The sequence below is a fragment of the Pseudomonas sp. DW-iso17 genome (assembly GCF_058725345.1).
In genome coordinates this window covers 169621-188042 of sequence record NZ_JBZXEA010000003.1, presented here as the reverse complement: position 1 = coordinate 188042, position 18422 = coordinate 169621, and the positions used below count along the sequence as shown (strand labels likewise).

At 60.7% G+C, this 18422-nt stretch carries 17 protein-coding genes and 1 pseudogene; 13 read left to right on the top strand and 5 right to left on the bottom strand.

Annotated elements, in window-relative coordinates:
- Positions 1-232: 232 nt before the first annotated feature.
- From pmrG to AC4PS6_RS03475, 3 genes are all read left to right on the top strand, one after another.
- On the top strand, positions 233-913 hold the full coding sequence (gene pmrG / locus AC4PS6_RS03485) for a lipopolysaccharide core heptose(II)-phosphate phosphatase PmrG (RefSeq protein ID WP_019821204.1): 681 nt from the start codon (positions 233-235) through the stop codon (positions 911-913).
- A 181-nt stretch (positions 914-1094) separates the two neighbouring features.
- Positions 1095-2750 (top strand): lipid IV(A) 4-amino-4-deoxy-L-arabinosyltransferase, encoded by a 1656-nt coding sequence (gene arnT, locus AC4PS6_RS03480; protein ID WP_492180683.1) that lies wholly within the window; start codon positions 1095-1097, stop codon positions 2748-2750.
- A gap of 28 nt (positions 2751-2778) precedes the next feature.
- The gene (locus AC4PS6_RS03475) at positions 2779-4296 is read left to right on the top strand and encodes an ArnT family glycosyltransferase (RefSeq protein ID WP_336827441.1); all 1518 of its coding nucleotides are present in this window, start codon (positions 2779-2781) and stop codon (positions 4294-4296) included.
- Between the two features lie 60 nt (positions 4297-4356).
- Here AC4PS6_RS03475 and AC4PS6_RS03470 read toward each other — a convergent pair.
- A pseudogene (locus tag AC4PS6_RS03470) lies at positions 4357-4521 on the bottom strand (AMP-binding protein); the annotation flags it as partial.
- A gap of 572 nt (positions 4522-5093) precedes the next feature.
- Between AC4PS6_RS03470 and AC4PS6_RS03465 the strand changes: the two are divergent.
- A complete protein-coding gene (locus tag AC4PS6_RS03465; RefSeq protein ID WP_020301322.1) occupies positions 5094-5891 on the top strand; it encodes a helix-turn-helix transcriptional regulator in 798 nt (265 codons plus the stop codon).
- A gap of 13 nt (positions 5892-5904) precedes the next feature.
- Here AC4PS6_RS03465 and AC4PS6_RS03460 read toward each other — a convergent pair whose 3' ends face one another.
- From AC4PS6_RS03460 to hpaA, 3 genes are all read right to left on the bottom strand, one after another.
- The gene (locus AC4PS6_RS03460; protein ID WP_230957575.1) at positions 5905-6759 is read right to left on the bottom strand and encodes a hypothetical protein; all 855 of its coding nucleotides are present in this window, start codon (positions 6757-6759) and stop codon (positions 5905-5907) included.
- Between the two features lie 37 nt (positions 6760-6796).
- Positions 6797-7624, bottom strand: a complete 828-nt coding sequence (locus AC4PS6_RS03455; protein WP_336827439.1) for a type III secretion protein — start codon at positions 7622-7624, stop codon at positions 6797-6799.
- Positions 7625-8138: 514 nt separating this feature from the next.
- The gene (hpaA, locus tag AC4PS6_RS03450) at positions 8139-8999 is read right to left on the bottom strand and encodes a 4-hydroxyphenylacetate catabolism regulatory protein HpaA (RefSeq protein ID WP_014719069.1); all 861 of its coding nucleotides are present in this window, start codon (positions 8997-8999) and stop codon (positions 8139-8141) included.
- Positions 9000-9127: 128 nt separating this feature from the next.
- On the opposite strand from hpaA, the gene AC4PS6_RS03445 reads away from it, so the two are divergent.
- The 8 genes from AC4PS6_RS03445 (at position 9128) to hpaI (ending at position 16422) form a co-directional block, all read left to right on the top strand.
- The gene (locus tag AC4PS6_RS03445; protein ID WP_014719070.1) at positions 9128-9793 is read left to right on the top strand and encodes a fumarylacetoacetate hydrolase family protein; all 666 of its coding nucleotides are present in this window, start codon (positions 9128-9130) and stop codon (positions 9791-9793) included.
- On the top strand, positions 9790-10560 hold the full coding sequence (locus tag AC4PS6_RS03440; protein WP_019821191.1) for a fumarylacetoacetate hydrolase family protein: 771 nt from the start codon (positions 9790-9792) through the stop codon (positions 10558-10560). Before AC4PS6_RS03445 ends, AC4PS6_RS03440 begins: the two co-directional genes overlap by 4 nt.
- 5 nt (positions 10561-10565) lie before the next feature.
- Positions 10566-12026, top strand: coding sequence for a 5-carboxymethyl-2-hydroxymuconate semialdehyde dehydrogenase (hpaE, locus tag AC4PS6_RS03435; protein ID WP_014719072.1), 1461 nt, complete (start codon positions 10566-10568; stop codon positions 12024-12026).
- A gap of 154 nt (positions 12027-12180) precedes the next feature.
- The gene (gene hpaD / locus AC4PS6_RS03430; RefSeq protein WP_014719073.1) at positions 12181-13038 is read left to right on the top strand and encodes a 3,4-dihydroxyphenylacetate 2,3-dioxygenase; all 858 of its coding nucleotides are present in this window, start codon (positions 12181-12183) and stop codon (positions 13036-13038) included.
- Positions 13039-13053: 15 nt separating this feature from the next.
- Positions 13054-13446 (top strand): tautomerase family protein, encoded by a 393-nt coding sequence (locus AC4PS6_RS03425; protein WP_014719074.1) that lies wholly within the window; start codon positions 13054-13056, stop codon positions 13444-13446.
- Between the two features lie 39 nt (positions 13447-13485).
- Positions 13486-14790 carry an MFS transporter gene (locus tag AC4PS6_RS03420; protein ID WP_020301328.1) on the top strand — a complete coding sequence of 435 codons (1305 nt, stop codon included), beginning with the start codon at positions 13486-13488 and terminating at the stop codon, positions 14788-14790.
- An 11-nt stretch (positions 14791-14801) separates the two neighbouring features.
- Positions 14802-15605 (top strand): 2-oxo-hept-4-ene-1,7-dioate hydratase, encoded by an 804-nt coding sequence (hpaH, locus tag AC4PS6_RS03415; protein WP_019821184.1) that lies wholly within the window; start codon positions 14802-14804, stop codon positions 15603-15605.
- A gap of 16 nt (positions 15606-15621) precedes the next feature.
- Positions 15622-16422: a 4-hydroxy-2-oxoheptanedioate aldolase gene (gene hpaI / locus AC4PS6_RS03410; protein WP_019821182.1), complete on the top strand. Its 801-nt coding sequence runs from the start codon at positions 15622-15624 to the stop codon at positions 16420-16422.
- A 62-nt stretch (positions 16423-16484) separates the two neighbouring features.
- Here hpaI and hpaR read toward each other — a convergent pair whose 3' ends face one another.
- Entirely contained in the window at positions 16485-16907 is a 423-nt protein-coding gene (gene hpaR, locus AC4PS6_RS03405) for a homoprotocatechuate degradation operon regulator HpaR (RefSeq protein ID WP_014719078.1), read from the bottom strand.
- A 207-nt stretch (positions 16908-17114) separates the two neighbouring features.
- Here hpaR and AC4PS6_RS03400 point away from each other — a divergent pair, with 207 nt between their 5' ends.
- Positions 17115-18413 (top strand): NAD(P)/FAD-dependent oxidoreductase, encoded by a 1299-nt coding sequence (locus AC4PS6_RS03400; RefSeq protein ID WP_020301330.1) that lies wholly within the window; start codon positions 17115-17117, stop codon positions 18411-18413.
- Positions 18414-18422: the final 9 nt, after the last annotated feature.

Here is an 18422-nt window from a genome sequence, read left to right as displayed (position 1 = left end):
ACGCTCCTGCCCACGCAAATTTTTCACATGGATTTCACCGTCTGCCCATCCACCGAACTTTAAAGTGCCCGCCAACTCGTGGTAACTCACAACTTATTAGTTAATCCAAGTGACACTCCTAACATGCAAGTGTTCAGCAAAAAGACAGCGGCGCTGTGACAGTCTCCTGCCTCACCAAGGGCAACTGCCCAATCGTGCAGCCTTTTTATAAACACAATAAACAGTGCCGAGGATGAACCGCGTGGCAGACATGATCCTGGCCAACCCCCAACCCAAAAGGTCAAGGTTAAAACGCCTGAGAAAATACCGCCTGCACCTGCTTGGCATCAGCGTCACCGCCTTGTTGTTGACGGGCTTTTTATTCTGGCCCAGCTCGCCCCTGGACCTGGGCGTGGGCAATCGCCTGCTGACCTCCGGGGTGCTCGCCAGTTGGCGCGAGGGTGAGCTGGTGGTGCTGGTGCGCCATGAGGAGCGCTGCGACCGCTCTGCCAACCCCTGCTTCGGCCCTGCCGATGGCCTGACCATCAACGGTACTGAACGCGCCGTCGAACTGGGCAAAGCCTTTGATTCATTGGGCATGGCCCTGACCGACGTACTCAGCAGCCCCACCACGCGAACCGCCCAGACGTCACTGTTCATGTTCGGCAAGACCGAGCTGTCCCCCGGCCCGCTGGCCATCTGCGGCGACGCCATGGGCGATGAAATCCTCGGCCACAAACAGCCGGGACGCAACCTGATGCTGATCACCCACAGCGCCTGCATGAGCGACTTCCAGACCAGCCTGGGCTTCCCTCACGCAGCCGCTGCAGAGTACGGCAGCGCACTGTTCGTCAAGGTGCTGCCCAACGGCACCTTCAAGGCCATGGGCACCATGAACAGCGAAGAGTGGACCGCCGCACTCAAACAACTTTAATTACACTTGTTTACATATTAAGCCACAACGTGTTCAGCAAAACGACAGCCCTGTTCTGGCATGTTTAGTCGCGCCTGTTACTTATGTTTCCCTACAACTACTTAGTGACCCTTACGATGCTTCACCCTATTAAGTTAATACCGCCATTGCCCGTACTTGAACGTTATGGAGCGATGTGCGCATGCCCCGCGTAAACCCTCTGGCCTGGCTATTGCTGGGCGTTGCCGTGTTCATCTTGTTGCCCCTGGGCTTTCACGGTTTATGGACGCCAGACGAAACCCGCTACGCCCAGGTCAGCCAGGAAATGCTGATGAGCGGCAACTGGGTGGCGCCGCACTTCATGGGCGTGCGTTATTTCGAGAAGCCCGCCGCCGGCTATTGGCTCATCGCCCTTGGCCAGGCGGTATTCGGTGAAAACCTGTTCGGTGTGCGCATCGCCTCGGCCCTGAGCACAGTCCTGAGCGTGGTGCTGGCCTACCTGCTCGCCCGGCGCGTGTGGAATGACCCGCGCAAGAGCTTTGCCTGCGCGCTGCTCTACCTGAGTTTTGGCCTGGTAGCCGGGCAAGCCGGGTATGCCAACCTCGACCCGCAATTCACCCTGTGGGTGAACCTGAGCCTGGTGGCGTTGTGGTTTGCCCTGGACTGCCGCACGCCACGGGAACGCCTGGGTGCCTGGGCGGTGTTGGGCGTGGCCTGCGCCATGGGATTCATGACCAAGGGGTTCCTGGCCTGGCTGTTGCCGGTGTTGATCGCCGTGCCCTACCTGGTCTGGCAGCGTCGCGTCGGTGAGTTGATGCGCTACGGGCCGCTGGCGGTGCTGGTTGCCGTGCTGGTGTGCCTGCCATGGGCCCTGGCGATCCACCTGCAGGAACCAGATTACTGGCATTTCTTTTTCTGGCATGAGCACATCCGCCGCTTTGCCGCCGACAACGCACAGCATGCGCGGCCGCTGTGGTTCTTCCTGCCAATCATGGTGGTGGCGTGCCTGCCGTGGGCCGCCTTGCTACCCGGCACCCTGCTAAAAACCTGGCAGGAAAAGCGCCAGCCGGCGATTGCCTTTCTCGCGCTGTGGCTGCTGCTGCCCCTGGGCTTTTTCAGCCTGAGCAAAGGTAAATTGCCGACCTACATCATGCCGTGCCTGTTGCCCCTGGCCTTGTTGATGGGCCACGGTTTGATCGACCTGATCAAGCAAGGCAAGGCGCGCCCACTGGTCATCAACGGCGCGCTCAATTTCGTGCTCGGCATGACGGCCATGGTGGCGCTGATTTACCTGCAAATCACCCGCCCGCTGTACGGCAATAGCCATGCGCAGATGTTCAACCTGTCCCTGACGTTTATCGTGCTGCTGGGCTGGATCCTCGCCAACCTGCTGCAAGCGGTGCGCCCGTTGACGTTGTGGGCGATGCCCGCCCTGGGCATTGGCTTGCTGGTGGCCCTGCTACCGGCGGGCATGCCGGCCCTGATCGAAGATAACGAGATGCCCGACCAATTCGTGCTGGAACATCTGGACGAACTGCAACCTACCCGTGCTTTGCTAAGCAATGACCTGGGCCTGGCATCGGCCTTGACCTGGCGCCTGCGCCGGCCCGATGTGGCGTTTTATAACACCCAGGGCGAGCTGCGCTATGGCTTGAACTACCAAGACGCGGCACAGCGCAAGGTCACGCCGGACAGTGTCCAGGCCTGGTTGGCCGAGGCCCGCCAACACGGGTCGGTCGGCGTGCTGATGCAGGTCAAGAGCACCAGCGAACACCGTGAAGAAGGGCAGTTGCCGCCCGGCGGCAAACGCTATCGCAAGGGCAACCTGGTACTGACGATTTACCCCCAACAACCTTGAATGCAGCGCCTGCCACGGGGAACATCCCATGAGTTTCTGGAAAACCGAACGCGGCGCTCTGGTGTTACTGCTGGGTACCTCGGCCTTGCTGCTCTTGCTGGGCCTGGGCAGCCGCGACCTGTGGGGGCCGGAAACGCGCTGGGCGAATATCGCCTTGCAGATGCTGCAAAGCGGTGACTATTTCGACCCATACCTCAAAGGCACGCCGTATTACGACAAACCCCTGCCCTCCTACTGGCTGATCACCGGGTTTGCCCATCTGCTCGGCGGCCTCGGCCCGTGGTCGCTGCGCCTGTCATCGGTGATTGCCGCGTGGTTGAGCATTTGGCTGGTGTACCTGATCGGTGAACGCCTGTTTCGCAAAGGCACCGGGCTGATTGCCGGGTGGATGCTCGCCACCACCTTCTACTTCCTGTTCTGGGCCCGCGTGGCCACCGCCGATGTCCTCACCGTGTGCGGCGTGCTGGCAGCGGTGTGGTGGTATTGGCGTGGGCCGGATGACACGCGGCTGGGGCGCTACACGGTGTTTTTCCTGTTGCTGGCCGCCACTTCACTGTTCAAGGGTTTGATCGGTGTGGTGCTGCCGGGCCTGGTGCTGTTGCCACACTTGCTCAGCGAACACCGCTACAAACGCCACCTCAACCTGCGCCTGGTGCTGGCCCTGCTCATCGCAGGCATCGTGTACGCGATTCCCTTTGTACTGTCCCACCGCTACGGCGCCCCCACTTACGGCGAGAGCGGCCTGGAGCTGGTGTTCCGGGAAAACGTGGTGCGCTTCTTCGACCCCTTCGACCATATGGGGCCGATCTACACCTACCTGATCTACTTGCCGGTCTACACCCTGCCCTGGGCACCCTGCTGGTTACTTGGCCTGTGGCTGGCCGTGCGCAACTGGCGCAAGGCGCCGCCCAACGTACGCTGGCTAGTGTGGGGCCTGGGCCTGTTGTTTGTATTCTTCACCGCCAGCGGCAGCCGCCGCAGCTACTACGTGTTGCCGCTGGTACCCTTTGCCCAACTGCTCGCCGCCTGGTGGCTGAGTGAACGCCTGCGCAAAAAACCGATGAGCTGGCTGCGCTGGCAAACAGGCTTTGGCCTCAGCGCAGGCCTGCTCTTGCTGGTGCTGGGCGTGATCTACCCTTGGACAAATGGCAACGGCGGCGTTACCCGCTTCGCCGCCGACCTGCAAGCCCAGGCGGAGAAAAGCGCGCCCTGGAACCAATGGCAACTGGTGCTGGTAGAGGTCGACAACAAGCTGCCCATGTACCTGCAAAACCACGGTAAACCTTTCTACTACGTCAGCGAAAGCCAGGACTTCCCGCGCCAGGGCAACAGCGTCGCGTTCATGGCCTGGTTGGAAAAAACCAGCGGCCAGGGGTTTGATCCGCAACGCACGATTATCGTCACGCAGTATTCCAAGGACGAGCCGACGCCGTTGGCGTTTCTGGGGGTGGATCATCAGGTGGTGACGACCCAGCCGGATAATGGGGAGCGGTTGTTCAGGGCGCGTGAGGGAGGGAGTGTGGCGTTTGTTCCGGGGATACGCTGAGGCACTGTGCTTGCTGGCCTTTTGTCATGGTTTGTAAAGGGCCAGCCAGCCGTGTCCCTGGTTCTGCTGGGTCAGGATGGCAACCGGTGCGCTATCGTGCAGCAGATACTCCAGGCGTTCGGCGGGATGGGCCGGGTCCAGTGACACGTAGCAGGCCTCGGACTTGAGGATCGCCAACAACCCCGCCAGGGTGCCGAGACCACGCCGGGCCAGGATTGCGACTCGCCCACGCGCAGTTGGTCGAGCCAAATGTCTTGTTGGGCGCCAGTGAGGGAGAAGCGGGCCGGCAGGCTGGAGGAATGCTGCATAAGATCCTTCTCATGGGGGGTCAGGCACTCGCCGCGCAGAGGTGGCTCATTACGCCGAAGTTGCCGGATGGGAGCATGGCCGCCGGGGGGGCTGTCACCCGAAACCCGGACATTCAAACGCAGGGATAGGCCTTGGCCGACGGTGCATGGCTGAAATGATTAAAGCGCTGTAGGAGATTGGCTACATCTGATCGATAGTGGCGTTTTTGATACCTCCTGTTTTTTCTATTTTCCTAATGATTTTCAGTAAGTTAAGCAAAACTAAAAATAACTTATGCCTGTACGTAGCCGGCTCAACTCATGAGAAACGTCGGTTTAATGGCGCAGTTTTTATGGCAGCTTGTGTCCCTCGTTCCCGCTACATACGTAGGACAAAGCCCCATGGCTAAATGAAATTTCGAACGCCGAGTTACGTTCAAGCAGTACGGAGCGCCCTGCACAGGCCCTGGGCAACCGTTGACGGTTTTCGACATCAAGGATGAGATGGCTATGAGTCTGACCCCCAGTATTGGCGGCACCTGCGGCCCGCATTTTTTCTATGCCGAAATGGGCGAGTTGATTTCAAACAGCGGCGACGAACATTTCGCCGCCACGATGTTGCAGTTGGTGGGCAAGTGGGTACCGATTCACCTGGTAGACCTCAGCGAATGGACCCTGGATGAACTGCGCGACCGCGTGCTGGGCATCAAGTTACTGGGCAGCGCCGGGGTGAAAAAGGATTTGTCGGTGCCCCAGACCTTGCATGCGCTGAACGACCACCCGCTGTTGCGGCAGATGCTGCACATGCAAGACCCGCTGCTGATCCAAATGAACGCCAAGGCCAACAGCGCGCATCCGCGCGGCACTTCCCACCAATGCAACCTGGTATCGCGCCAGGGCAATCGACGTTGTGTGATTTCGTTCTACCGTCCGCCGACCCAGCAGGGGTTTTCCCTGGCTGAGTTGTCGTTTCTCAAGCGCCTGTCGGACACACTGTTGCCGTTGATGGAGCGGCACGCCCAGAGCCTGCGCCAGGCTCCACGCGCCGAAACTGAGCCGGCCCATACCCTGCTGGAACAATCGCAGTTGCAGCGTGAATTCTACAAACGCTTGTCTTTGAGCGACATCACCCTTTCGGCGCGGGAACAGGAAGTGTGCCTCGGTCTGCTGACCGGCGGTACCGTGCCGCAAATCGCGGAGAAACTCAGTGTCAAAAACAGCTCGATCGAGACCTACCTCAAGCGCGCAGCCGCCAAGCTGGGCGTGAGCGGCCGGCATGGCCTGGCCAAATGGATGGTGGGCGCCTGATAAACACACGACGTTAGAGTAACTTGAGCCCAACCGCGGCACGCCGGTTTGCATCGCCGCTTTCCAGTGGTTGTTTGTGCCCGTATTTGTCCAGGAAGCCGCCCACCACGGCCATCGAATGAAAGCCGCTGGTGACCGTGCCGATAGCGCCGTTCAGGAAGTCCTGGAGGGTTGCGGGCGCCACGAAGTCTTTCAAGCCCAGGCGACGCAAGGCCTGTCCCGGATACTCGCCATCATTGAGGCTGCGTATGGCGGCGGCAAAACTCTTATTAGCCTCCCCGTCATTATTTTCGAGGTAGGCGCGTTTGGCACTGACGGCATATAGAAAGTGTGCATTGACCAGAACATCGTTGGGCCGGTCGGAGCCGAAGTTGGCGCCGGCCGTGGCCTGCTTCAGTTCGTCATGGGTGATGTGCAGCTTGAACCCATCGCGCGTGACAATACGATAGCCGGTGTCGGTGACCACGATGGATTTGTAAATACCGTAAGGGTTATGGCCGAATCTCATCATCACGGCCTTAATGGCGGATATCGTCACGCAATTACCTTCGGTCAATTGGTAAAAGCTTTTGAAAATATCAGTGGGCTTGATGCCCGTATTCGCAGGCGTACCTTTCAAGAATTCGTCACGATTGACGGTGCGGTTATCGGTGACACTCGCAGGCAAAGGTACTGAATCAACGTCGGGGTTCAACCGAGCGGATAACGTGGCCAACAGACGTTCCAACTCGCCTACCAGGCTACTCAGTTGTTTGGCTTCGCTGGCTGGCGCAGGCGGATTGGAAGAAGACACAACAACTGGAGAAGTTACAGCATCGCTCGCCCTGGCATGACCAAGAGCAACAGCATTAACGCAAGACACTAACATGTTGGATAACCTCCTGACACTTACCGAACACTTCAAATTACCCGCGAAGGGTGACTACCTTCAATGACGGTGAAACCGGCGTGTTGTATAACTGGCCCTCCATCACGCCCTCAATAATCACGCCGTTCTTGTTTCTCCCGCCCTTGTCCAACGGCACCCCGACCTGCGCCCCCAAAGCACTGGCCTCGATGACCTGCATATGTTCTTTCAGCCCCAGATAGGACAGCGCCGTGTCACCGTCGATGCCGCCTCCGGCCCCCACCAGTACACCCGGATAACTAGCCTCGGCATGGTACGCGCTGTCTTTTTCATAGTGGCTGAAGAAACGGTCCGCGGCCCTCTCGCGCGCCAGCTCAATGTGCTGGCGCTTGCTCATCACGCCAAACAGAAATTGCGCATCCTTGACCATGCCTTCATCGCCGCCACTGAACTTTGCCGCCCTGGCCGCCAGTTCAAGTTCTTCAACGGTGATTATCAGCTTGAAGCCGTCTCGCATCGTCACGTCATAGTGGTCGCCATGTTTGACGACGTGCTTGAAAATCCCGATAGGGCTTTGCCCGAATGCAGCCATGACAACCTTGATCGCGGCCACGTGCTCCTCTCGGCCCAAGATGCCCAGGTAAGGAAAGTTCTCATACGTGGCACGCAACCCATTGCGCAGGTCGTCAGGCTTTTGCCCTTTGGGTTTTTCAGACATAAACGTAGTGATTGGCTCATAGTTTTTATCTGAAAACATCTCAGCGAGTTCGGTATCAAACGCGCTTCGGGTCTTGGCCAGGTTCGGCCGGTTCATGAAGGGCGCCAATTGTTCTTTCCATACACTTTTAACGGTTGGCACGGTGTCAGGTGCAGTCTGCGTATTCATCAGTGGTCTATGCGGCGAACTCACAACAGGGGTTGGGTAAGCCACAACGGGTGGCTGGGGTTTCGGCGCCTCATTCTCCCTGCTCATCCATGTTTTAAGTGCCACGACTAATGTCCCCAACAACCTCAACAGCTCCCCCAGCTCTGCGTCACGGTTTGAGTTAACGCTTGGGCCAATCGGATAATGTGCCGGTGATTGACCCAAGGGATTGGGTCGATCTGTAACGGGTTGATCAAGGGTTTTATCAGGCTGTGTAAACGTTGAGTGCGCAGGTGAGTAAGCAGGCTGAGTGTGCGTGAGCATTGTAGGAAGTCTCATTTAATTGAAGGAGGACAAGCGAAAACTATCAGGCGCTACTTGCTCACCGCCGCTGCCGAAAGCCTGCACTGAACAAGTACTCATGCGTGGCCAGGCGGTCGGAAAAGTTCCTGCCAGACAGGTAACAACATCCTTCTCGTTCAACGGACCGCTATCAGAAAATTCCTCAGCGTTGCGCTTTTTCTCCGAACAATCCTCAGCGTATCGCCGACTGACGCACCCGATATTCCCCCGGCGTCATCTGCGCGTACCGCAAGAAAAACCGACTGAAATACGCTGGGTCCTTGAACCCCAGTTGGTAGCAGATTTCATTCGCGGAACTGCCGGTAAACAACAGCAGGCGCTTGGCCTCCTGCATCAGCCGTTCAAGGATCAGGCGCTTGGAGGGCAGGTCGGCGATGCGCCGGCACACTTCATTGAGCCGCGCCTGGGTCACGCCAATACCTTGGGCATAACGCGCCAACGGCCAATGTTCCAGATAGTGGGCTTCGATCAGTTCGTTGAAGCGATGGAAGATACGCAGGTCTTCATGGGCTGTCGGACGTGCGGGCTGGGCGTGGGCGCACAGGCGCAGCAGGCGGATCATGATCAGCCTTGTGAGGCTGTCGAGGGCGGCGGCGCGCCCTGCCCGTTCGGCGTTGATCTCACTGCACAGCGCCTCGAAGAGTGGCTCCAGACCCTCGGCGTCGCCAGTCAAGGCCACACATGCGGCACCGCAAGCAAGGCTGGGGTCGGCGTCGATCAAGCTCCACACCAGTTGCTGGCGCACCGTCAACACATGCCCGTCGGCATCGGCCTCGGTGACAAAAGCGTGGGCCACCGTGGGCGGCGTGAGAAAAAACATCGGCCCCGATTCAACGTATTGGTGGTCATCCAGATATACCCGCACCGCGCCACTCTTGACGTAATGCACCTGGAAAAACCGGTCATGGCGATGCACCGCCATATTGCGCCCGAAAAAACCTGCCAGGTTGCCGAGCTTGTCGTAATGCACCTCGGCGTCGCTGTAGCGCTGGTCGTAGACCTGCCCGATGTTGATGTTGGGAATCGGCTTCACGGGGCTCTCTTCTTGTTGTTGTGAGGCCAGCGCAGTGTGCCACGCTTGACGGTAGTTAACATATTAATTATAACGTTAACAACTTAACGAACGGCCTGTGCAGCCGTCGTCACCGCCAGGAGAAACGCATGAGTCGTACCCTGCATGATGTTGCCAGCGGCACCCTGTTCGGCGTTGCGCTGAACTACCAAGGCCTGCTGGACCAGCATCTCGCCGCCTTCCAGCAGGCGCCCTACCAGCAGCCACCGACCAAGCCGGTGCTGTTTATCAAAACCCCCAACACGCGCAATGGGCACGACGGCGTGGTGTTACACCCGCACGGCGAGCGCCTGCAACCGGGCCCGGCGCTGGGCGTGGTGATCGGCCAGCGCGCCAGCCGTGTCAGCCCGGAGAACGCCATGGCCCATGTGGCCGGGTATGTGGTGGTGAATGAATTCAGCCTGCCGGAAGACAGCTACTACCGCCCTGCCGTCAAAGCTAAATGCCGCGATGGGTTTTGCGCCCTGGGCCCACGGCTGGTTGCGCGGGATCAAGTGGCCAACCCCAATCAACTGAGCCTCAAGCTGTTCGTCAATGGCGAGCTGCGCCAGGAAAGCTCTACCGCCCATTGGGTACGCGACATCCCGCAATTGATCGCCGAGATCAGCGAGTTCATGACCCTGTACCCCGGCGATGTGCTGATCACCGGCACTCCGCAAGGCCGCGTGGATGTGCAGCCAGGCGACCAGGTTGAGGTCGACATCACCGGCATAGGCCGACTGAGCAACACCATTGCAGCAGAGGCATCGGCATGAAACGCGCACGTATCCGCTTTGAAGGTGCAACCCACAACGTATTGGTGCAAGCCGACTGCAGCGTGCGCCTGGAGGATGGGCGGTTGCTGGCCGAAGACCAGGTGCAATGGCTGCCACCCGCCACCGGCAACATGTTCGCCCTGGGTTTGAACTACGCCGACCACGCCGCCGAACTGGCCTTTACGCCGCCGACCGAACCGCTGGCATTCATCAAATCGGTGGGCACCTACACCGGCCACCGCCAAGTCACCTGGCGCCCGGACAACGTCGCCTACATGCACTACGAGTGCGAGCTGGTGGCGGTGATCGGCAAGACCGCGCGCAACGTCAAACGCGCCGACGCCCTGGACTACCTGGCCGGTTACACGGTGTGCAATGACTATGCGATCCGCGACTACCTCGAGAATTACTACCGCCCCAACCTTCGCGTGAAAAACCGCGACGCCACCACCCCGGTCGGCCCGTGGATCGTCGACGTGGCCGATGTGCCAGACCCAGGCAACCTGAAATTGCGCACCTGGATCAACGGCGAACTGCGCCAGGAAGGCAGCACGAAAGACATGATTTTCGATATCCCCTACCTCATCGAATACCTGTCCAGCTTCATGACCCTGCAACCGGGCGACATGATCGCCACCGGCACGCCCGAGGGCCTGGCCGATGTGGTACCGGGGGATGAAGTGGTGGTGGAAGTTGAAGGTGTGGGCCGCCTGGTCAACCGTATTGTCAGTGAAACGGAGTTTTTCTCCGCGCGCAAAGAGGCTTGAGCACCATGATCAAACACTGGATCAACGGCCGTGAGGTCGAAAGCAAAGACACCTTTATCAACTACAACCCGGCCACCGGCGAGGCCATCGGTGAAGTGGCCAGCGGCGGTGCCGAAGAAGTCGCGCAGGCCGTGGCGGCGGCCAAGGCCGCGTTCCCCAAGTGGGCCAATACGCCGGCCAAAGAGCGCGCGCGCTTGATGCGCAAGCTGGGCGAGCTGATCGAACAGAACGTGCCACACCTGGCCGAGCTGGAAACCCTGGACACCGGCCTGCCGATCCACCAGACCAAGAATGTGTTGATCCCGCGTGCCTCGCACAACTTCGATTTCTTCGCTGAAGTCTGCACCCGCATGGACGGCCACACCTACCCGGTGGACGACCAGATGCTCAATTACACCCTGTACCAGCCAGTGGGCGTGTGCGGACTGGTGTCGCCCTGGAACGTGCCGTTCATGACCGCCACCTGGAAGACCGCGCCGTGCCTGGCGCTGGGCAATACGGCGGTGTTGAAGATGTCGGAACTGTCGCCGCTGACCGCCAATGAACTGGGGCGCCTGGCGGTGGAAGCCGGGATTCCCAATGGCGTGCTCAATGTGATCCAGGGCTACGGCGCCACCGCCGGTGATGCACTGGTGCGCCACCCGGACGTGCGGGCGATTTCCTTTACCGGCGGCACCGCCACCGGGAAGAAAATCATGCAGAGCGCCGGCCTGAAAAAGTACTCCATGGAACTGGGGGGCAAGTCGCCGGTGCTGATTTTCGAAGACGCCGACCTGGAACGCGCCCTCGACGCCGCACTCTTCACGATCTTCTCCCTCAACGGCGAGCGTTGCACCGCTGGCAGCCGGATCTTTATCCAGGAAAGCGTCTACCCGCAATTTGTCGCCGAATTCGCGGCGCGGGCCAAGCGCCTGATCGTGGGCGACCCCCAGGACCCGAAGACCCAGGTCGGCTCGATGATCACCCAGGCCCATTACGACAAGGTCACCGGCTATATCAAGATCGGTCTGGAGGAAGGCGCCACGCTGCTGGCCGGTGGCCTGGAGCGCCCGGCCAACCTGCCGGCGCACCTGAGCCGCGGCCAGTTTATCCAGCCGACGGTGTTTGCCGACGTGAATAACCGGATGCGCATCGCCCAGGAGGAAATCTTCGGGCCGGTGGTGTGCCTGATTCCGTTCAAGGATGAAGCCGAGGCACTGCAATTGGCCAACGACACCGAATACGGGCTGGCCTCCTACATCTGGACCCAGGACATCGGCAAGGCCCACCGCCTGGCGCGCGGTATCGAAGCGGGCATGGTATTTATCAACAGCCAGAACGTACGGGATTTGCGCCAGCCGTTCGGCGGGGTCAAAGGCTCGGGCACCGGGCGTGAAGGCGGCCAGTACAGCTTCGAAGTGTTTGCCGAGATCAAGAACGTGTGTATTTCCATGGGCAGTCATCACATTCCGCGCTGGGGCGTGTAGCCCAGGCTCAAACAAGCCTCCTGCGGGAGCCGGGCTTGCCCGCGATGCAGGCACCGCGGTCCTTCAGCCGTACCGAGCCGATGCCATCGCAGGCAAGCCAGCCCCCACAGGGACCTCACAGGCCATACAAGAATAATTATTCAGGAGAGTCATCATGGGCGAAGTGGTTCTGGCAGCGAAGATCTGCCACGTACCGTCGATGTACCTGTCGGAACTGCCCGGCAAACATCACGGCTGTCGCGAAGCGGCGATTGCCGGGCACAAGGAAATCGGCCGGCGCGCCCGCGAACTGGGGGCCGACACCGCGGTGGTGTTCGACGTGCACTGGCTGGTCAACAGCGGCTACCACGTCAACTGCGGCGAACAGTTCCAGGGCACCTACACCAGCAACGAACTGCCGCACTTCATCAAGAACATGGACTACGCCTACCCCGGTTGCCCCGAGCTGGGCGAGCTGATCGCCGCCGAAGCCAACCTGGCTGGCGTGCGCAGCATGGCACACAACATCCCGAGCCTGGAGCTGGAATACGGCACCCTGGTGCCCATGCGCTACATGCATATGGGCGTGCCCGACGCAGAAAAATTCAAAGTCATTTCCATCGCTGCCTGGTGCGCCTGGCATCGCCTGGAAGACAGTTTTGCCTTCGGCGCCGCCGTGCGCCGGGCGATTGAAAAGAGCGATCGCAAGGTACTGGTGCTGGCGTCCGGCTCGCTGTCCCATCGGTTCTCGGACGACCGCGAGGCTGAGGCGAATATCCACAACTGGACCCGCGAATTCGACAAGCAGGTGGACCTGCATGTCGTGCAAATGTGGAAGCAAGGCCGCTTCAAGGAGTTCTGCGCCATGTTGCCCGACTACGCCGAACACTGTTTTGGCGAAGGCAAGATGCACGACACCGCCATGCTCCTGGGCCTGCTGGGTGGGCCGGACTATGCCAAGCCGGCCGAGATCATCACGCCGCCGTTCGGCAGTTCGGGCACCGGCCAGATCAACGCGATTTTCCCGCTTTAACCCTGGGAGAGCCCCATGCCGCACTTTATCGCTGAGTACACCGACAACCTCGAACAGCAGGCCGACTTGCCCGGCCTGTTTGAAAAAGTCCACCGCGTGCTGGGCGACAGCGGTGTGTTTCCGCTGGGCGGCATTCGCAGTCGCGGCGTACGCCTGGACACCTGGCGCATGGCCGACGGCAAGCATGACTATGCCTTTGTGCACATGACCCTCAAGGTCGGTCATGGCCGCGACCTGACCACGCGCGAGGCCGTCGCCCAAGCGGTGTTCGCGGTGATCATCGCGCACTTCGCCGAGCTGCAGGCACAGCGCTTGCTCGCGTTGTCGTTCGAGATGATCGAGCTGCACCCGCAGCTCAACTTCAAGCAGAACAATGTGCACGCGTTCCTGAACAACGCGGCGAGCTGAAACGACCCCGGCTCCTACAACTACAAGAAGAACACCATCATGAGCACAGCCCATTCCACTGCAAGCCTGCGGCTTGCCGAGCACGACCGCACCCATCGTTTGGTGACCTGGCGCCTGATGCCCTTGTTGCTGGTGTGTTACCTGTTCGCCCATCTGGACCGCATCAACATCGGCTTTGCCAAGATGCAGATGAGCAGCGACCTGCACTTCAGCGACACCGTGTATGGCTTTGGCGCCGGTCTGTTCTTCATCGCCTATGCACTGTTCGGCGTGCCCAGCAACATTGCCCTGGACCGCGTCGGGCCACGGCGCTGGATCGCCTGCCTGATGGTGGTGTGGGGCCTGCTCTCCACCGGCATGTTGTGGGTGGAGAGCGCGCGCGGGTTCTACGTGCTGCGCTTTCTACTGGGGGTGGCCGAGGCCGGGTTTTTTCCGGGGATCCTGGTATTCCTGAACCGCTGGTACCCGGCGCGCCGTCGCGCCCAGGTCACCGCCTTGTTTGCCATTGCCGTGCCTATGGCCGGGGTGTTGGGCGGGCCGATTTCCGGGGCGATCCTGGAGAACTTCCACGACGTCGGCAGCCTGCGCGGCTGGCAATGGATGTTCCTGATCGAAGGCGCGCCCGTGGTGCTGCTGGGCCTGGTGGTGCTCAAGTGGTTGCCGGACAGTTTCGAGTCGGTGCACTGGCTGACTGCCGAGCAAAAACAGCAACTGCGCACCCAACTGAGCAACGAGGAACAGCGCAAGACCATCACCTCGTTCGGCGGCATCCTGCGTGACCCGCAGGTGTGGCTGCTGGTAGCCGTGTACTTTGCGGTGATGCTGGCGGTCAACACCCTGGCGTTCTGGATGCCCACCCTGATCCACGGCGCCGGCATCGGCCGCGACAGCCAGGTCGGCTTGCTCAGCGCCGTGCCGTACCTGGCCGGTTGCTTCTTTATGCTCGGCTGTGGGCGCTCGTCCGACCGCCACCGCGAGCGCCGCTGGCACCTGTGCGTGCCGTTGCTGATGGCGGCGTTCGGTATCGCCGTGGCGGGCCTGGCGCCCGCCAATGCGCTGCTGGTGATGAGCGGGCTGGTGGTCGCCGGCATGGGCGCCAGTGCCGCCCTGCCGATGTTCTGGCAACTGCCGCCGGCGTTTCTCTCCCACACCACCCAGGCCGCGGGCATCGCCATGATCAGTTCGTTCGGCAGCATCGCGGCGTTCCTCGCGCCCTACCTGATCGGCTGGATGCGCGACGCCACCCAGAGCGCCAGCCTGGCACTGTACGTACTCGCGCTGTTTATCGCCCTCGGTGGCTTGCTGGTGCTGCGCACCCAGGCCGCCATCGTCAACCCACACTAGAGACCGTTGCCATGCTCGACTCCCAGCAAATCCTCGCGGCCGCCGCCCACCTGGACCGTGCCGAACGCAGCCGCGAACAGGTGCGCCAGTTTTCCCTCGACTACCCCGATATGACGATCGAGGACGCCTACGCCATCCAGCGTGAATGGGTCGCGCAGAAGATCAAGGACGGGCGCACGCTCAAGGGCCACAAGATCGGCCTCACGTCACGGGCCATGCAGGTGTCGTCGAATATCACCGAACCCGATTACGGTGCCCTGCTCGACGACATGTTTTTCGACGAAGGCAGCGACATTCCCTTCGAGCGTTTTATCGTGCCGCGCGTGGAGGTGGAACTGGCTTTCATCCTCGGCAAGCCGCTCAAAGGCCCCAACTGCACGGTGTTCGATGTGCTCGACGCCACCGAATGGGTAATCCCCGCGCTGGAAATCATCGACGCCCGCATCCAGCAGGTCGACCCGCACACCAACGCCACGCGCAAGGTATTCGACACCATCTCCGACAACGCCGCCAACGCCGGTGTGGTGCTCGGTGGCCGTGCGGTGCGCCCCACCGAGATCGACCTGCGCAAAGTGCCGGCGGTACTGTATCGCAATGGCGTGATCGAAGAGTCCGGCGTCTCGGCGGCAGTGCTCAACCACCCGGCCAAGGGCGTGGCGTGGCTGGCCAACAAGCTGGCGCCCTATGACGTCACCCTGCTGCCCGGCCAAGTGATTCTCGGCGGTTCGTTTACCCGCCCGGTGGCGGCCCGCCCTGGCGATACCTTCCACGTCGACTACGACCTGCTCGGCTCGATTGCCTGCCGCTTCGTCTGAACCCAGGAGTGCTGTCATGGACATGCCTGTCAACCGCTTCAAGCAACGCCTGCACAACCACGAAGTACAGATCGGCCTGTGGCTCGGCCTTGCCAACGCCTACTGCGCGGAACTGGCGGCCAACGCCGGTTTCGACTGGCTGCTGATCGACGGCGAACATGCGCCCAACCACCTGCCGGGGATGCTCGCGCAATTACAGGCCATCGCGCCCTACCCCAGCCAGGCGTTGATTCGCCCGGTGATCGGCGACACGGCGCTGATCAAACAACTGCTGGATATCGGCGCCCAGACGCTGCTGGTGCCCATGGTCGAAAACGCTGCCCAGGCCCAAGAACGGGTGCGCGCCCTGCGCTACCCGCCCCAGGGTATTCGCGGGGTCGGCAGCGCCCTGGCCCGCGCCTCGCGCTGGAACAGCATCGCCGATTACCTCGACCAGGCCGACGCGCAGATGTGCCTGCTGGTGCAGATTGAGAATGCCGAGGGCCTGGCCAATCTGGACGCCATTGCCGCCGTCGAAGGCGTGGACGGTGTGTTTATCGGCCCGGCAGATTTGAGCGCGTCCATGGGCCATCGGGGTAACCCGGGGCATCCGCAGGTACAGGCGGCGATTGAGGACGCCATCGTGCGTATCGTCAAGGCGGGTAAGGCCGCAGGGATTCTCAGTGCAGATGAAAATCTCGCACGACGCTATATCGAGTTGGGGGCGACGTTCGTGGCGGTGGGGGTGGATACCACGGTGTTGATGCGGGGGCTGCAAAGCCTGGCCGGGAAGTTCAAAGACGTACCGGTGGCTGCCAATACCGGTGGTGTCTACTGAAATCCATGTGGGAGCTGGCTTGCCTGCTCCCACCGTTGACCGGTGGTGGTTCAGTCACTAGGTCAGCGCTTGATGTTCTTCAAGTCATCCAGCAACCCCAACAAGGTCTGGAATTTCTCTTCGCCAAACTGATCCTGCAAGCGCTGGTAGTTGGCCTCCATGCACTGGCTCATGGACTCAAAACTCGCTTTGCCCTTGTCCGCCAGGGTAATCAGCACCCGGCGCTGGTCCTGTTCGGCCTTTCGCCGGTGCACCATGCCGGCCGCTTCCATGCGCACCAGCACGCCGGTCATGCTCGGCTTGAGGATGCAGGCCAGTTCCGCCAGTTGGTAGATCTCCAACTCACCATGCTGTTCAAGGATGCGGATGATGCGCCATTGCTGTTCGGTCAGGCCGTGTTCATTCAGGGATGGACGGAAAAAACTCATCGCGGCCTCGCGCGCTTGCAGCAAGGCCAGGGTCAGGGATTGTCGAGGTGTGGACATAGGGCTCAGGGTCACGAAGTATTTAGTTAATAGTTTAACGAAACTCTAACATTCCCGGCCGGCGAGCGCGCTATAACTTGTAGGTGCCCTCGCCCGTGGCGCGCTGAATCAAAAAACCGGGCACGCAGGATCAAGACTTCCAGCCCGCCAGGGGCCCTAATGGAGGCATCCGCTTTAGCGCCTTCCTTCACTTTCTCAGGCTGCGCCATGATCAACATCGAAACCCCCACGTACTACACCGCCACCAAGAAATACAACCTCAGCTTCCCCACCCTGGAACAGGATATCGACGCAGACGTCGTGGTCATCGGCGGCGGCTTTTCCGGGATCAACACGGCCCTTGAGCTGGCGGAAAAAGGCATCACTAACATTGTGGTGCTCGAAGCGCGCTACCTGGGCTTTGGCGGCACGGGCCGCAACGGTGGGCAGATCATGGCGGGCATCGGCCATGACCTGGAGAAGATCAAGAAGGACGTGGGCGAAGACGGGCTGCGCCAAGTGTTCGAGATCAGCGACCTGGGCGCCGACATCATCAAGAACCGCATCGCCAAGTACAACATCGATGCAGACTTTTGCCACGGCTACGGCTACATGGGCTTCAACGCCCGCCAGGAAAAAACCCTGCGCGCCTGGGAGAAAGACTTCAAGTCGATCAACAGCCAGCACGAAATCCGCTTTCTCGGCGGCTCCGATGTGCAGCAGATCATCGGCTCCACCGCCTACACCAGCGCCCTGTTGCACATGGGTGGCGGGCATGTGCACTCGCTGAACCTGCTGCTGGGCGAAGCTACCGCACTGGCCAGCCATGGCGTGAAGATCTTCGAGAACAGCCCGGCGCTGGAAGTCAGCTACGGCGAGCGCATCACCGTGCGCACCGGTCGCGGTTCGGTACGCGCCAGCAAGTTGCTGTGGGCCTGTGACAGCTTTCTCAACAAGCTGGAGCCAGAACTGCACCGCTCGACCATCAACACCTACGCGTTCCAGATGATGACCGAGCCGTTGTCCGAGGAGTTGATCCAGCGCATCAGCCCGATCCGTGGGGCCTACAGCGATATCCGCCCGGTGATCGACTACTACCGCGTGACTAACGAAAACCGCCTGCTGTTCGGCGCCGCGACGCCCCTGGTGGAGCACATTCCCGGCGACCTGAAAGCCTGGAACCGTCACCTGATGCTGAAGATTTTCCCCTACCTCAAGGACGTGAAAATCGACCTGGCCTGGGGCGGCCCGATGGCGTGCAGCCCGAACCTGTTCCCGCAAGTGGGCACCTTGCCGGGGCGCAGCAATGCGTTTTTCGTGCAGGGCTATTCCGGCTTTGGCGTCACGCCCAGCCACATCATCTGCAAGGTACTGGCCGAAGGCATGAGCGAAGGCTCGGCGCGTTATGACCTGGTCAGCTCGATTCACCGCCCCACCATCATCGGCAAGGACGCGATTCGCCCCCTGCTGCTGACGGCGGGCAAATCCTGGCACCAACTTTCCGGCTACTGGAATGGGCGCCGCTAACCCTCTTTT

What these genes read in the sequence shown, in the direction of transcription:
- pmrG (WP_019821204.1), top strand. Translation starts at nt 233, where the DNA reads ATGAACCGCGTGGCAGACATGATCCTGGCCAACCCCCAACCCAAAAGG.
- arnT (WP_492180683.1), top strand. Translation starts at nt 1,095, where the DNA reads ATGCCCCGCGTAAACCCTCTGGCCTGGCTATTGCTGGGCGTTGCCGTG.
- AC4PS6_RS03475 (WP_336827441.1), top strand. Translation starts at nt 2,779, where the DNA reads ATGAGTTTCTGGAAAACCGAACGCGGCGCTCTGGTGTTACTGCTGGGT.
- AC4PS6_RS03465 (WP_020301322.1), top strand. Translation starts at nt 5,094, where the DNA reads ATGAGTCTGACCCCCAGTATTGGCGGCACCTGCGGCCCGCATTTTTTC.
- AC4PS6_RS03460 (WP_230957575.1), bottom strand. Translation starts at nt 6,759, where the DNA reads ATGTTAGTGTCTTGCGTTAATGCTGTTGCTCTTGGTCATGCCAGGGCG.
- AC4PS6_RS03455 (WP_336827439.1), bottom strand. Translation starts at nt 7,624, where the DNA reads ATGAATACGCAGACTGCACCTGACACCGTGCCAACCGTTAAAAGTGTA.
- AC4PS6_RS03445 (WP_014719070.1), top strand. Translation starts at nt 9,128, where the DNA reads ATGAGTCGTACCCTGCATGATGTTGCCAGCGGCACCCTGTTCGGCGTT.
- AC4PS6_RS03440 (WP_019821191.1), top strand. Translation starts at nt 9,790, where the DNA reads ATGAAACGCGCACGTATCCGCTTTGAAGGTGCAACCCACAACGTATTG.
- hpaE (WP_014719072.1), top strand. Translation starts at nt 10,566, where the DNA reads ATGATCAAACACTGGATCAACGGCCGTGAGGTCGAAAGCAAAGACACC.
- hpaD (WP_014719073.1), top strand. Translation starts at nt 12,181, where the DNA reads ATGGGCGAAGTGGTTCTGGCAGCGAAGATCTGCCACGTACCGTCGATG.
- AC4PS6_RS03425 (WP_014719074.1), top strand. Translation starts at nt 13,054, where the DNA reads ATGCCGCACTTTATCGCTGAGTACACCGACAACCTCGAACAGCAGGCC.
- AC4PS6_RS03420 (WP_020301328.1), top strand. Translation starts at nt 13,486, where the DNA reads ATGAGCACAGCCCATTCCACTGCAAGCCTGCGGCTTGCCGAGCACGAC.
- hpaH (WP_019821184.1), top strand. Translation starts at nt 14,802, where the DNA reads ATGCTCGACTCCCAGCAAATCCTCGCGGCCGCCGCCCACCTGGACCGT.
- hpaI (WP_019821182.1), top strand. Translation starts at nt 15,622, where the DNA reads ATGGACATGCCTGTCAACCGCTTCAAGCAACGCCTGCACAACCACGAA.
- hpaR (WP_014719078.1), bottom strand. Translation starts at nt 16,907, where the DNA reads ATGTCCACACCTCGACAATCCCTGACCCTGGCCTTGCTGCAAGCGCGC.
- AC4PS6_RS03400 (WP_020301330.1), top strand. Translation starts at nt 17,115, where the DNA reads ATGATCAACATCGAAACCCCCACGTACTACACCGCCACCAAGAAATAC.